Genomic DNA, 13,730 nt, shown 5'->3' on the forward strand with positions numbered 1-13,730 from the left:
ACCTCCGAACGTAAGAGTCCTGTGTTGTCGACTCCCAGGCTAGTGCAGCCCGCCGACGCCGGTGTCACAGCCGCCTGCGCTCTGAGCGAACGGGTCACGCAGGCTCGATCAGTTGGATTTCGAGTTCGATCTTCACGGTGTCCGACAGCATGCCCGGCAGGGCGACGCCGACGCCGAAATCGGTGCGCTTGATGGCGCCGGTGGCGGAGAAGCCGGCGTGGCGGGTGCCGTCGGGGAAGTCGGCGATGCCGCCCCATTCGACGTCGAGGGTCAGCAGCTGGGTGATCGCGCCGAGGGTGGCCTCGCCGGTGACGGTGAAGGTCTCGGCGACCCGAACCGGTTGGGTGGCACGAAAGCTCAGGGTCGGTCGGTTGGCGACGTCGAGGAAGTCGGCCTGGCGGATATGGGCGTCGCGGTCGGCGTTGCCGGTGTCGAAGGAGTCGAGTTCGATGGTGGCGCCGAGAGTGGCCGCGCCCGTTTCGTCGACGACGAACTCGGTCCGGAAGCGGGTGAAGCCGCCGCGCACCTTGGCGATTCCGAGGTGGCGAATGGTGAACGCGACCGAGGAGTGGGCGGCATCGAGAGCCCAGGATCCGGTCTTCAGCTGCTGGATCTGCGTCGAGGAAGTCATGTTTCCACCCTGACCGGACTGCGGTCCGTTAACCAGACCGCGGTTATCCTGGTCCTGGCAGGGCGTGGCTGAAAACCCCATGACCGGGCACCATCGAGACATGGTAGGCGCAGATATGGCAGATCATCCAGGCGCTCGTTCGGCATTCGCGGAACTTCTCGTCGCCCGTCGGGCCGAACTGAATCCGGCCGATGTCGGCCTGCCCGGTGGCGGCAGGCGTCGCACCCCTGGTCTTCGTCGTGAGGAGGTCGCGGTGTTGGCCGGTGTCAGCGCCGATTATCTGGCCCGGCTCGAACAGGGCCGCGACACCAACCCCTCGATGTCAGTCGTCGACGCACTCGCCACCGCCCTGCGGTTCAACGACACCGAGCGGGGCCATTTCGCCTGGTTGGCACTGACCACCAGCAGCGACTCCCGTTGCCCGAGTACCGCTTTCGATCCCGCCCTCGATCAGGTGTCCCCCGCACTTCGCGGCGTGCTCGACTCGCTCGACCCCACCCCGGCGTTCGCTCTCGGCCCCCGTGCCACCGTGCTCGCCTGGAACAACGCGTGGTCGGAACTGGCCGCCCCGCTCGGCCTGCTCGACAATCCCGACCTGGTCAACCTGGCCCTGTGGACATTCCGCCATCCGCTCGCCCGCGCGACGGTCACCGACTGGTCCCAGTTCGCCGACCAACTCGCCGACCAACTTGCCAGAACGCGCCTGCGCCGCCCCGACGACGAACGCGTCGCCGAACTCATCGCCGACCTGTGCCAGGAACCCGAGTTCGCCCGCCGCTGGCAACCCCACCGCCTCGCGGAGGACCAACCCACCCTCCTCGGCTTCGAACACCCCACGCGAGGCACCATCACCTACACGGTGCAGACGCTGGCCGCCGACAACGATCAACAGGTCGTGATCTGGCTACCGCGCGAAACAGCTTCCCGCACACCGGAATTGCGCCTGGTTCAGCACCACGCGATCGGTGGATGACGACTGATCACCCCACCGCGACCCAGAGCTACAGGCCGAGTTCGGCCATGCGGGCCGCGTGCCGCTCCTGCATGCGGTCGAACAGGGTCGCGATGCCGTTGAGGTCGCCGGTGGCGGCGAGGACCAATTCGGCCAGTTCGTCGCGCTGGGCCATCACGAACTGCGCCTGCGTGATCGCCTCGCCGAGGAGCCTGCGCCCCCACAGCGTGAGGCGGTCGCGCTCGGAGCGGCTGGCCGCTACCGCGCTGCGGACCTCGTCGACCACGAACTGCGAGTGCCCGGTCTCGGCGAGGACGTCGCGCACCACATCGGAGACCTCGGTGGGCAGCGCGCCGGCGATCTCGGTGTAGAAGTCGGCGGCCAGGCCGTCGGCGACGTAGAACTTCACCATCGACTCGAGCCAGGTCGACGGGTCGGTGGAGGCGTGGTAGGAGTCCAGCGCGCCCTGGTACTGCGCCATCGCGGCCTCGGCGTCGGCACCACGATCTGTGAGTGCGGCTTCCAGGGTCTCGAAGTGCGCGAGCTCGGCGGCGGCCATCTTGGCGACACCGATCCGGCCCCGTAGCGACGGCGCCTGCTTCGCCTCCTCGGCGAGCCGATAGAACGCGGACAGCTCGCCGTAGGCGAGAACCGCGAACAGCTCCGTCACCCCCGCGTGGTCCGCGGCGAGCGGTTCGGTCGAGAAGAATTCCGGCGCGCTAGAGGTCTGGGCTCCCATGACTGTCAACAATACAGCGCGTCTGAATACTCTGACCGCATCCAGACACCGCCATTCTCGGGCGTCCTCAGCCCATGCCACTACGTGGTTCGAGCTTCAGTTTCCGCGTCAACCAGACTGGTTTCACCAACACTCACAGAGTGTCGGTCAGAGCCGATCTGTCGGCGGACTTTGGTGACCCGGCCCCCTGCTCGAGGGTCCGGGGATCGTGAAAAGTCTTGGCGAATCAACGGCCATTGCGCGAGGTTTACCGCCGCGTTGTGATCACGGTCTCCGCGAAACCCGCACTCGCAGAAGAACACCCGATCCGCCAACGTCAGCGTCGAGTGGATCGTCGTGCAGGCCGAGCATCGCTTACTCGATGGGAACCAACGGTCGGCGATTGTGATCACGCCACCCCGCCATGCTTGCTTGTAGGTCAACATGCGGGCGAAATCCGCCCATCCAGCATCGCTGATCGCCCGCGCCAGCCGACGGTTTCGCACCATCCCCGCCACATGCAGGTCTTCGATTACGAGCCGGTCTTGGGTTTGACCAGCGTTGACGGTGACCCGGGCGAAGATCGGAGCTTCGCAGGTCAGGCTGATCCACCACCGCGCCGCCCGATACGAAACGGTGGCATACAGAATTCTCGCGCGGTCTTTGGTAAGCAGACGCCGCAACCGGCGAGTATCTGCCCGCACCCGGATCGCACCGATCCCGGACAATGTCACCGACCGGGGACTGTCGTTGTCACCGACTCGGATCTTCGTTCGCCCGGTCTTGGAGTGCTTGTTCCGGATCCGGAACGACGGGATGGTCTTGTCCTCGGTCCGCCACGCCAGCCCGGTCACCACCACCTCGGCTGTTCCGCCCGGATCGACAGCGATCACTCGTCCGGCGGCTTCGGTCTTCTTCCAGGTGTTGAACGCGTTGATCAGATCGAACCCGGTCCACGGCACCCGATGGCCGGTGAGCTCTTACGGAGGCGGAGGGCCGTTGTGACGACATCGAGGCTGTGGTTGAACGCAAACCGAGCAGCTCCAGCATGACGAGCAAGCACCACGGTTTGCTCGACCGTGGGGTCGAGTTGATACCGGAAGCTCGTATGGCGGCTCATCATCGGCGAGTGTGACACAGAACACCGACACCGAATTGCCCGAGGCCAACCCGACCGAGTTCTCAGATTCCCCCTGAGCTCGGTCCGATCGATCAATCGCGTTCGGCCAGGAATTTGTCCAGGTGGGCCCAGGTGGTTTCGCGGGCGTCGGGTCCGGTGAGAATGCCGAGGTGGCTGCCCGGCACGACCTCGTAGGTGACCGATGACGAGCCCGACAGCGTGCGCAAACCGGCCTCGACAGCGGCCTTGGGCGTGATCACGTCGGACTCGCCGCCGATCAGCAGCACGGGCACGCGCACATCGGCGAGTTCGATGGTCCGGTCGGCCAGTTCGAGCTTGCCGTTGCCGATGTCGTTGGCCAGCATCATCCGACCCCACAGCTGGTTGTAGAAACGGCCTGGGTAGCCGGGCATGGCGGCCTGGAAACGGTCGATCGATTCCATTTTGGCCAGGGTCGCGGCATCGGTGATATTCCTGGCGATGAACCGCGGGCGCGCCAGTTCACGGTCGTACGCGGCGAGGCGGTAGGCGAGCTTGGTGAGCGGCGCCGGAATGCCACCCGCGGCCCGGACGAGCGCGGTGGCGCCCCAGCCGCCGGTGAGGTTCGCCACCGAACGCAACTGTGGAATGCCGAGCATCTTGTCGTAGTCGAGCGGCGGGCCGACCCCGGTGACCGAGCGGATCGGCAGCTCCGGGTTCGCGGCGGCGGTGAGCAGCGAGAACATGCCGCCGACCGACCAGCCGATGAGATCGACCGGCGCACCGCCGCGATCGGCGCTCACGCGCAGGATCGCCTCGGGCAGGATGTCGGTGACCCAGTCCTCGAAGCCCATCCGGCGATCGGCGAAGGAGATATCGCCGTAGTCGACCAGGTAGGGGGCGCGGCCGGTCTCCACCAGATACCGCGCCAGGCTCTGATCGCGGCGCAGGTCGAAACAGGTGGCGGGCGCGGCGAGCGGCGGCACCAGCAACACCGCGGAATCGCTTGCCGCGGACTGGAATTCGGTATCGTAGCGACGCAGCAGGCGGTGCGGCTCGTCCCACAGCACGGTCGAGGGCGCCGGGTCGACAGGCTCGATACCCGCGCCGAAGCTCAGGGCCCACGCGTTGCGCGCGGCGGTGGTGACGGTGTCGGTGATACTCACGACTAGAAATGTCTCACAGGTGGTACCACCGGTACCAGTGAGCTCGATTACACCCGCGGACACGCGCGAAATCCGGCGCTCATGAATTGCGCTGCGACACACCACCCGTGCTGAGGAACTCCGGTGGCGAGCCTGTATTCGCGCGACATTCACCGACGTCGAAATTCGGATTGCGCAGATTATCACGCTACAATCTCCGTGGACAACGCTAGTTTCGGCGCCCGGACATACTCCGCGCCGTGCACTCCACCGGCGCACAGCGCGGGCGGACAGCGGCGATGTCCACAGACAGCAATGTCGAGAAAATGTGCGCGCAACGAATCCGCATCACCGCAGCGCCGCGCCGATGACACCGTCTCGACGGCCACGCATAACGCCTGGTCGGCGACGGTTATCCGGCGCCGGCCCGGTGAATATCACAGGCGGGTAAGTGGTCGTCGCGGGCCGACCGGCCCGCCCCACCTCGTGCGTGCGAGATGCAATGACGAGGAAGGCACGACACTGAGCAAGATCACTGTCGAACAGGAACCCGGTTTGGCCGACACACTCCTGACGGCCGAGCTGGACAGCACCCACATCCCGCCGAGTTTCACCGAATTGGGCGTGCGCGAAGAAATCGTGCGCGCACTCGGTGAGATCGGGATCGAACGCACTTTCGCGATTCAGGAACTGACCCTGCCGCTGGCACTGGCCGGCGAGGATCTCATCGGCCAGGCCCGCACCGGCATGGGCAAGACCTTCGGTTTCGGCGTGCCGCTGCTGCACCGCATCGCCACCGCCGACACCGGCACCACCCCGCTCGACGGCACCCCGCGCGCGCTGGTCATCGTGCCGACGCGCGAGCTGTGCATCCAGGTCACCAAGGACCTGGAGAACGCGAGCAAGTACCTCACCAACCACCAGGGTTCGCTGAAGGTCGCCGCCATCTATGGTGGGCGCCCCTACGACACCCAGATCGCCGCATTGCGCGACGGCGTCGACGTTGTCGTCGGCACCCCGGGTCGTCTGCTGGATCTGGCGAACCAGAACCACCTGATCCTCGGCAAGATCGGCGTGCTCGTCCTCGACGAGGCCGACGAGATGCTCGACCTGGGCTTCCTGCCCGATATCGAGCGCATCCTGTCGATGGTGCCCGACAAGCGTCAGACGATGCTGTTCTCGGCCACCATGCCGGGCCCGATCATCACCCTGGCCCGCACGTTCCTGACCAAGCCGACGCACATCCGCGCCGAGCTGGCCAACGATTCGGCGGTGCACGACCGCACCGCGCAGTTCGTCTACCGGGCCCACGCGATGGACAAGGCCGAACTGGTCGCGCGCGTGCTGCAGGCGGAGTCCCGCGGCGCGACGATGATCTTCACCCGCACCAAGCGCACCGCGCAGAAGGTGGCCGACGATCTCGCCGAGCGCGGCTTCAATGTCGGCGCCGTGCACGGTGACCTCGGTCAGATCGCCCGCGAGAAGGCGCTGACCAAGTTCCGCAAGGGCACCATCGACGTGCTCGTCGCCACCGATGTCGCCGCGCGCGGTATCGACATCGACGACGTCACCCACGTCGTCAACTACCAGTGCCCCGAGGACGAGAAGACCTACGTGCACCGGATCGGCCGCACCGGCCGCGCCGGGCGCACCGGTGTCGCGATCACCCTCATCGACTGGGACGAGCTGCACCGCTGGGAGTCGATCAACAAGGCACTCGGCCTGAACATGGCCGACCCGGCCGAGACCTACTCCCGGTCGCCGCACCTCTACAGCGAACTCGGCATCCCCGAGGGCATCACCGGCGTGATCCGCAAGGCCGCGGCCCCCACCCGTGACGACGACGCCGTGGTCGAAGAGCGCACCGAGCGCCCCAAGTCCTCGCGCAGCCGTCGCCGCACCCGTGCAGGCACGCCCATCGTCGAGGGCAGCGAACCGAGCACGACCACCGAGTCGAGCACCGATTCCGCGGACGACACCACCGACGGCGACAAGCCCGCCCGTCGCAGGCGCCGTCGCCGCAAGCCCGCCGAGGCAGGCGAAGCGGGAACCGCCGAGTCGAGCACCAGCGAAGCCACCGACGCACCCGAATCGGCTCCGGCCGAGGGCGACGACGCGGCCAAGCCCGCCCGACGCAGGCGCCGCCGCAAGCCCGCGGAAGCCACCGCGTCCGACGCAACGGAAACCGTAGACGCCTAGTCGACACTGCTAGTGTCGCCTTCGTGCTCGCACCCGAACGGCGGACGCGCGCCGACATCTTCGTAGCAATCGCGATCGCCGTCACTCTCGTAGTGGCGGCGTTCGTCGTCTGGGCGCGTGCCGATGTCACCGGGACCGATTCGGTCACCGCGGCGTCCCCCGCGCCCACCGTCACCTCGGCTACCCAACTGCCCACCACCTTGCGTGAGCAGTGGCATGCCGCCGACGAGTCGAGCAGGCGGGCGCTCACGTCGGGCAATGTGGTGGTGACCGGCGACCACGGCACCGTGAGCGGGCGCGATCCGATCACCGGCACGCAGCTGTGGTGGTATCGCCGGGATATGCCGCTGTGCGGGGTCGAGTCGCAGTTCGGCACCGTGATCGCCACCTATCGCGATCAGCGTGGGTGCAGTCAGTCGGTGATGCTTGAGGCCGATAACGGTGAACGCCGGGTCGCGCGCAGCAGCTACATGGACGACGAGATTCGCGTCACCGGTGACGGCACCTACCTGCTGGCGCTCGGCGCGAACCGGCTGGAGATGTGGCGCTCGGATCTGGTGCGCACCCTCGAGTACGGCTACGTCGACGCACCGGTGAATCCGAATACCCAGCCGCGCAACGGATGCGCGCTGCGCTCGGCCGCGTCGAGTTCCTCGCGCCTCGCGGTGCTCGAACGTTGTCCCGGCGACGCGACCGACCGGCTGACAGTGCTCAACCCGGCACCGAAGGAATCGACCGCCCCCGAGGAATACGGCTCGCGGGTACTCACCGCACCGGGCGCCGACTCCCCCGAGATGCGGGTAATCGCGGTGTCGGACAACAAGATCGCCGTCTACTACCCCCCGACCCCGCCCACCGCCACCGGCCTCGGACTGCCCGCCAGGATCGTGGTGCACGACGGCACCGGCAACGAGATCGCGACCCATCAGCTCGCCGCCCCGTGGGACGCGCGCACCACGGTGACCCGCCTCGGCTCGGCCATCTACGTCTTCACCGGCAACAGCCTCATCGCCTTGAGCTCCAGCACATTACAGCCGGTCTGGACGGTTCGCGACGCTCTCGGCACGCCCGCGCTGATGGCAGGCAGGCTGCTGGTCCCGGTCGCCGACGGGCAGCTCGCGGTGGACAGCGGCAACGGCGCGACCGTCGCCCAGATCCCGGTCGAGCGCACCGACTACCGCGGCGACACCATCGCCACCGCCGTCCTGGGCAACACGGTGTTCGAACACCGCGGCGGACAGCTGTACGCGCTCGGCTGAACCCGCACTGCCATGATGGACTCATGTCCACACCCGATGCCCGCCTGGTCCTGCTGCGCCACGGCGAAACCGAGTGGTCGAGTCAACGCAAGCACACCAGCTTCACCGACCTGCCGCTGACCGAGCAGGGCGAGGCCCAGGCCGTCGCGGCCGGGCTGGTGGTGAAATCTCTCGACCTGCGCGATCCGCTCTGCTTCACCAGTCCGCGCCTGCGGGCGCGCCGGACCGCCGAACTGGCCGGACTGTCCCCGATCCAGATCGACGAGGACCTGGTCGAGTGGAACTACGGCGAGTACGAGGGCATCACGACCGCGAAGATCCGCGAAACCGTGCCCGGCTGGACCGTGTGGACCGCGCCGGTCCCCGGCGGCGAGACGGCCGAGCAAGTGGGTGAGAGGGCCGACCGGGTGCTCGCCCGGGTCGAGCCGGAGCTGCCACAGCGCGACGTGGTCCTGGTCGGTCACGGACATTTCTCACGGGTGCTGATCGCGCGCTGGGCGGAGTTCGCGGTGCGCGAGGGCCGCCGGTTCGCGATGTCCACCGGGGCGGTGAGCGTGCTCGGCTTCGACCACGACGCCCGCTCCATCTGGGGCCACAACCTGACGACCCGCACCGAACCGATCGAAGGAGTCTCGCGATGAGCGCACTGGTCCGCCGTGCCACGCCCGCCGATGTGACCGCGATGGTCGGGCTCGTCCACGATCTGGCCGAGTACGAGAAGGCGCCCGCCGAGTGCACGCTCACCCCGGAGCAGTTGCGGTCCGCGCTGTTCGGGCCGACGCCCGCGCTGTTCGCCCACGTCGCCGAGAACGACGGCGAGGTCAACGGCTGTGCGATCTGGTTCCTGAACTACTCCACCTGGGACGGCGTGCACGGTATCTACCTCGAGGACCTGTACGTGCGTCCGGAGACCCGCGGCACGGGGCTCGGCCGCGCCCTGGTCGCGGCGCTGGCCGCCGAGGCGGTCGAACACGGCTACAGCAGGGTGTCGTGGTCGGTGCTCACCTGGAACACACCGTCGATCGATTTCTACCGATCCCTCGGTGCCGCACCGCAGGACGAATGGATCGGCTACCGCCTCGCCGGTGCGGAACTGACGGCGCTGGCCGCGACCGTGAGCTGAGTCGGATGCGTATCGCGTTACCCCACGATTGGCCGCGCACACCGGAGGAGGCGATCGCACTCCAGGACGAACTCCGTCCCCTGGTGTCGACGGAAAACGTTGCGCCGCCACAATTTTCGACGGCGGCCGGAATCGATTCGGCCTATGCCGAAGACGGCACCGTCGCGACGGCTGCGGTAATTATCGACATCGGCACCATGGAAACCGTGGAATCGGCAGTCGCACACGGGATTTCGAAATTTCCTTATGTGCCGGGACTACTCGCGTTCCGGGAATTGCCCGCGACGGTTGCCGCATTGGAAAAACTCACCACCACACCGGATCTACTCGTGTGCGATGCACAAGGACTGGCGCATCCCCGACGGTTCGGATTGGCGTGCCATGTCGGGTTGCTCACCGGCATTCCGACCATCGGTGTCGCCAAATCGGTGTGGGGCGAATACTGCGCGCCCGGCCCACGTCGCGGTGATGTCAGTGATGTGACCATCGACGGCGAAGTCGTCGGCCGGGCACTGCGCACCCGCGATGACGTGAAACCGCTCTTCGTCTCGGTCGGCCATCTCATCGACCTCGATACCGCCTGCGCACAGGTGCTCGCCCTCACCCAGGGATTCCGGCAACCCGAGACCACCCGCCGAGCCGACCACCTGTGCCGCGAGGCGCTGCGCGCGGAAACGGCCTGACTAGAGGCGGTCTTCACCCGGGATCTCGCCGTAGTCCTGAGCCATGAAGCGACTGGTGGCCGGCGCGAACAGCGTGACCAACCCGGCGACCGCCACGAGCCCCAGCAGACTCCCCCACAACGGCTGATGCGAGTCCGTCAGCAACGACCAAGCCACCGGCACCAGCAACACGTTCGCGATGACCGCGATGGCCCGCCCCCAGCGTTTGCCGCGCAGCAGCCCGATGCCCGCCGCGAGCACCCCGCCGAACAGCACCCCGAACCAGAGCGCGGTGCCGACCCCGCTCGCCGCCGACTGATCGTGCCCGGTCAGCGCCCGCACGATCAGCACGATCGCGGTCACCACCCCGGCCAGTCCCTCCAGCGAAACCAGCCCACCGGCCAGCCGCACCGTCATCGGAATGCCGGTCGACACCTGTTCGCCGCCCTCGCGCTGGTCACCGTCTGTCACGTCCTGCTCTGCCACGTGCCCCAGCCTACGACGACGCGTCGTGGCGCCCGGCGCGCGTCGGCTGTTCGCCTGAGCGCACTACCCTCGGCACTGTGCGGACGCTGCTCATTGTCAATCCCAATGCCACCTCGACGACCCCGGCCACCCGGGATCTGCTCGCCCACGCCTTGGAGAGCCGAACACAGCTGACCGTTGCGCACACCCAGCATCGCGGCCACGCGGCCGAACTGGCCCAGTGGGCATCGACGCAGGAAATGGACCTGATCGTCGTGCACGGTGGCGATGGGACGGTCAACGAGACCATCAACGGCTTCCTTCCGGTGCCCCAGGTCGGCGACGACCAGGTGTGGCGCCCGCGCCTCGGGATCATTCCCGGCGGCTCGGCGAATGTCTTCGCCCGCGCGCTCGGTATCTCTGCCGATCCCGTGACAGCTACCAACCAGCTCATCGATCTGCTGGCGCGCGACGCCGACCGCCGGATCGGACTCGGCCTCGCCGACGACCGGTGGTTCACCTTCAGCGCGGGCGTCGGCCTGGACGCCGATGTGTGCGAGTCGATCGACACCGCCCGCGCCAAGGGCCGCAAGGCGACGCCGGCGCGATATCTGCGAACCACGGTGCGTCAGTTCTTCCGGGCCCGGCGTCAGGATCCGAGCGTCACCCTCGAGGTCACGGGAAGGGATCCACTCGAGGAGGTCTATTACGCCTTCGTCACGAATTCGAGCCCGTGGACCTATCTCGAGGACCGTCCGATTCGCACGAATCCCACCACCACCTTCGAATCGGGTCTCGGTGTGTTCGCGGTCAAGTCGATGAGCGTGCCCCGAACCCTGTTGCTTGCGCGACAGTTGCTGGCCGAGAATGGAAACCCCAAGTCGCCCATGCTTTTCCGTGCCGATGATGTGCCGTCCGCGCGAATCGAGACGGGCACGGAGATCGGCCTGCAAATCGATGGCGACTTCATCGGAAAACGCAAGATGGTGCATTTCACATCTGTCCCCAGCGTGCTGGACGTGGTGGCTCCCAAGCCGTCCTGACACTCGACCGTCAAGAAAGATCTCCTGGTTGCGCTGCGAAAACCCGGAGACGCGAGTACAAAGGACCGGGCGGGTTCCCCTTGTGGGGGCCCAGAGCGTGATCTCCCCCACGGTGCGCCGGAGACCTATTGACATCTACGGTGATCGTGAAAGCATTCACAAGCAACCGTGCGGAAACATTCGAGTCGCACAAGTGAACGATCCACTAACTACAGGCGCCCTTTGTGGCGCCCTCGCAAAGGAGCAGAGGAATGGACTGGCGCCACAAGGCCATCTGTCGCGATGAGGACCCCGAACTGTTCTTCCCGGTGGGTAACAGTGGTCCTGCGCTCGCGCAGATTGCCGATGCCAAGCTGGTCTGCGCCCGCTGCCCCGTCACTGCCGATTGCCTGTCATGGGCCCTGAAGTCCGGACAGGATGCCGGCGTGTGGGGTGGAATGAGCGAAGACGAGCGGCGCGCGCTCAAGCGGCGCAACGCACGCACCCGTACGCGTACCTCCGTCTAAGTCGACGGACCTGGCGTTGCCGGGCCATCAGCCCCCGGCCCGGTAACGCATGTGTGAGAACCCGGCACCTTACGGTGCCGGGTTTATTGTTGCCCACCAGCTGTTTTCAGTAGTTTCAGCGCCCGGAACGACGTCCGAGCGGGACCCGCAACACCGCGTCGGTGCCCACATCGGCACCAGGATGCAAACCGATCGAGCCGCCCAGTTCCGACGTCACCAGGGTGCGCACGATCTGCAGACCCAACCGGTCGGAACCTTCTAGACTGAACCCTGAGGGCAGGCCACGGCCGTCGTCGGAGATGATCACGTCGAGCCAGCGCGCCGACCGTTCCGAGCGAATTGTCACGGTACCGTTCTCGCCCGCGTCGAAGGCGTGCTCGATCGCGTTCTGCACCAGCTCCGTCAACACCATCACCAGCGGTGTCGCCCGCTCCGCGGAGAACACCCCGAGCGAGCCCGCCCGGCGCACCTTGATCCGCGCGGTGTGCACCGTCGCCACATCCGCCATGATCGGCAGCAGCCGGTCGATGACCTCGTCGAGGTCGACTTCCTCGTCCACCGACATCGACAGCATCTCGTGCACCGAGGCGATGGATGTGACCCGGCGCACCGATTCCGTCAGCGCCACTTGGGCTTCCGGGTTCTCGGTGCGGCGGGCTTGCAGCCGCAGCAGCGCCGCCACGGTCTGCAGGTTGTTCTTCACCCGGTGGTGGATCTCGCGGATTGTGGCGTCCTTGCTCAGCAACGCGCGGTCGCGCCGCTTCACCTCGGTGACATCGCGCACCAGCACCGCGGGCCCGGCCAGTTCCCCACCCGGACGCAGCACCAGCGTGCGCAACAACACCGTCGCCCCGCGGGCCTCGACCTCCATCCGGCGCCCGGTGCGACCGGCGAGCGCGGCCTGGATATCGGCCACCACTTCCTGCGCGTCGAACGGATCGGTGATCAACGAACGCGTGGTCACCGCGAGATCCTGACCGACGAGATCGGCCTGCATCCCCATCCGGTGATAGGCCGACAGCGCGTTCGGGCTCGCGTAGACGACGAGGCCCTCGGTGTCGAGGCGGATGAAACCGTCGCCCGCGCGGGGGCTGGAGTGCGTGGCCGCCCTGTCCTCCGGCACCGGAAAGCTGCCGTCGGCGATCATCTGGCACAGATCGTCGGCGCAGGACACATAGGCCGTTTCGAGGGTGCTGCGAACCCGCGAACGCGCCAGGTCGGAATCACGGCTGAGCACCGCGATCACGTCGTCGCCGCAGCGCACCGGAATCGCTTCGCGCACCGCGTGTACCGGGCTCGGGTGATAGACCCCGCTCACCTCGACCTCGGCGTCGGTGCGCACGGTGTTCCCGCTCACCAGGGCGTCGAAGACCTGCGGGAAATCGGTGCGCGAGGCGGTGGTGTCGACCTTGTCTTCCAGATGCACGGTGGGTGCGGTCGTCGGCCGGATCTGGGCCACACACACCACATCGGAACCGGCGACGACCGGGCCCGCGCCCACCCACAGCAGCAGATCGGAGAAGGAGAGATCGGCGAGCAACTGCCAATCGCCCACCACCCGTTGCAGATGGTCCACGGCGATGCCGGGGAGGTCGGTGTGTTCGGCCAGGAGCTCGCTCAGTGTTGCCACGCTGGATCTACCGCTTCGTTTCGTCTGACTTACGCGATGGTGGCGATGAGGTCGCCCGCCTGTAGAACCTGGCCCGGTGTGACGTCGACCGAGGTGATGTCGCCCTCGACCTCGGTGAGGACCGGGATCTCCATCTTCATCGATTCGAGCAGCACCAGTGTCTGGTCCACCTGGACGTGTTCGCCCACGGTGACCTCGACAGCGAGCACGGTCGAGACCATCTCCGCGCGCACTTCTTCAGGCATGGCACCCCGTTCAATAGTCGTGTGGCCCCCGCGATGCGACGGTGGCCGGTATC

At 67.1% G+C, this 13,730-nt stretch carries 16 protein-coding genes; 8 read left to right on the forward strand and 8 right to left on the reverse strand.

All coding sequences use genetic code 11. The annotated features are described in order from the left end of the window. Positions 1-94: 94 nt before the first annotated feature. Entirely contained in the window at positions 95-631 is a 537-nt protein-coding gene (locus IBJ82_RS13980; RefSeq protein WP_194826378.1) for a YceI family protein, read from the reverse strand. Positions 632-746: 115 nt separating this feature from the next. Between IBJ82_RS13980 and IBJ82_RS13985 the strand changes: the two genes are divergently transcribed. Continuing rightward, entirely contained in the window at positions 747-1,604 is an 858-nt protein-coding gene (locus IBJ82_RS13985; protein ID WP_194826379.1) for a helix-turn-helix transcriptional regulator, read from the forward strand. Between the two features lie 28 nt (positions 1,605-1,632). Here IBJ82_RS13985 and IBJ82_RS13990 read toward each other — a convergent pair whose 3' ends face one another. From IBJ82_RS13990 to IBJ82_RS14005, 4 genes are all read right to left on the reverse strand, one after another. Continuing rightward, positions 1,633-2,322: a ferritin-like fold-containing protein gene (locus IBJ82_RS13990; RefSeq protein ID WP_194826380.1), complete on the reverse strand. Its 690-nt coding sequence runs from the start codon at positions 2,320-2,322 to the stop codon at positions 1,633-1,635. 80 nt (positions 2,323-2,402) lie between these two features. Further along, positions 2,403-3,263 carry a zinc ribbon domain-containing protein gene (locus IBJ82_RS35340; RefSeq protein WP_194826381.1) on the reverse strand — a complete coding sequence of 287 codons (861 nt, stop codon included), beginning with the start codon at positions 3,261-3,263 and terminating at the stop codon, positions 2,403-2,405. After that, entirely contained in the window at positions 3,239-3,424 is a 186-nt protein-coding gene (locus tag IBJ82_RS35345) for a helix-turn-helix domain-containing protein (protein ID WP_370585361.1), read from the reverse strand. The genes IBJ82_RS35340 and IBJ82_RS35345 overlap by 25 nt, the downstream gene beginning before the upstream one ends. 89 nt (positions 3,425-3,513) lie before the next feature. Next, entirely contained in the window at positions 3,514-4,566 is a 1,053-nt protein-coding gene (locus tag IBJ82_RS14005; RefSeq protein WP_194826383.1) for an alpha/beta fold hydrolase, read from the reverse strand. 534 nt (positions 4,567-5,100) lie between these two features. Between IBJ82_RS14005 and IBJ82_RS14010 the strand changes: the two genes are divergently transcribed. Genes IBJ82_RS14010 through IBJ82_RS14030 form a run of 5 tightly spaced genes read left to right on the forward strand, consistent with a single transcriptional unit; the run spans position 5,101 to position 9,809 of the window. Beyond that, the gene (locus IBJ82_RS14010) at positions 5,101-6,744 is read left to right on the forward strand and encodes a DEAD/DEAH box helicase (RefSeq protein ID WP_194826384.1); all 1,644 of its coding nucleotides are present in this window, start codon (positions 5,101-5,103) and stop codon (positions 6,742-6,744) included. Between the two features lie 23 nt (positions 6,745-6,767). Next, positions 6,768-8,003: a hypothetical protein gene (locus IBJ82_RS14015; RefSeq protein WP_194826385.1), complete on the forward strand. Its 1,236-nt coding sequence runs from the start codon at positions 6,768-6,770 to the stop codon at positions 8,001-8,003. A gap of 23 nt (positions 8,004-8,026) precedes the next feature. Next, positions 8,027-8,644, forward strand: a complete 618-nt coding sequence (locus IBJ82_RS14020) for an acid phosphatase (RefSeq protein ID WP_194826386.1) — start codon at positions 8,027-8,029, stop codon at positions 8,642-8,644. 5 nt (positions 8,645-8,649) lie between these two features. Next, on the forward strand, positions 8,650-9,126 hold the full coding sequence (locus tag IBJ82_RS14025) for a GNAT family N-acetyltransferase (protein ID WP_228537218.1): 477 nt from the start codon (positions 8,650-8,652) through the stop codon (positions 9,124-9,126). 5 nt (positions 9,127-9,131) lie between these two features. After that, positions 9,132-9,809 carry an endonuclease V gene (locus tag IBJ82_RS14030; RefSeq protein WP_194826388.1) on the forward strand — a complete coding sequence of 226 codons (678 nt, stop codon included), beginning with the start codon at positions 9,132-9,134 and terminating at the stop codon, positions 9,807-9,809. Here the strand turns inward: IBJ82_RS14030 and IBJ82_RS14035 are convergent, their stop codons facing one another. Continuing rightward, positions 9,810-10,205, reverse strand: a complete 396-nt coding sequence (locus IBJ82_RS14035; RefSeq protein WP_194827124.1) for a hypothetical protein — start codon at positions 10,203-10,205, stop codon at positions 9,810-9,812. Between the two features lie 146 nt (positions 10,206-10,351). On the opposite strand from IBJ82_RS14035, the gene IBJ82_RS14040 reads away from it, so the two are divergent. Next, the gene (locus IBJ82_RS14040; protein WP_194826389.1) at positions 10,352-11,296 is read left to right on the forward strand and encodes a diacylglycerol kinase family protein; all 945 of its coding nucleotides are present in this window, start codon (positions 10,352-10,354) and stop codon (positions 11,294-11,296) included. 251 nt (positions 11,297-11,547) lie between these two features. Next, the gene (locus IBJ82_RS14045; protein ID WP_022567051.1) at positions 11,548-11,802 is read left to right on the forward strand and encodes a WhiB family transcriptional regulator; all 255 of its coding nucleotides are present in this window, start codon (positions 11,548-11,550) and stop codon (positions 11,800-11,802) included. A 115-nt stretch (positions 11,803-11,917) separates the two neighbouring features. Here the strand turns inward: IBJ82_RS14045 and IBJ82_RS14050 are convergent, their stop codons facing one another. Together IBJ82_RS14050 and IBJ82_RS14055 are read right to left on the reverse strand one after the other, a co-directional pair. Continuing rightward, positions 11,918-13,432 carry a PAS domain-containing sensor histidine kinase gene (locus IBJ82_RS14050; RefSeq protein ID WP_194826390.1) on the reverse strand — a complete coding sequence of 505 codons (1,515 nt, stop codon included), beginning with the start codon at positions 13,430-13,432 and terminating at the stop codon, positions 11,918-11,920. A 29-nt stretch (positions 13,433-13,461) separates the two neighbouring features. Next, positions 13,462-13,677: a biotin/lipoyl-binding carrier protein gene (locus IBJ82_RS14055; RefSeq protein WP_194826391.1), complete on the reverse strand. Its 216-nt coding sequence runs from the start codon at positions 13,675-13,677 to the stop codon at positions 13,462-13,464. Between the last annotated feature and the right edge of the window lie 53 nt (positions 13,678-13,730).

This window comes from Nocardia sp. XZ_19_231 (genome assembly GCF_015355705.1).
In the GTDB taxonomy this organism is placed as follows: Bacteria; Actinomycetota; Actinomycetes; order Mycobacteriales; family Mycobacteriaceae; genus Nocardia; species Nocardia salmonicida.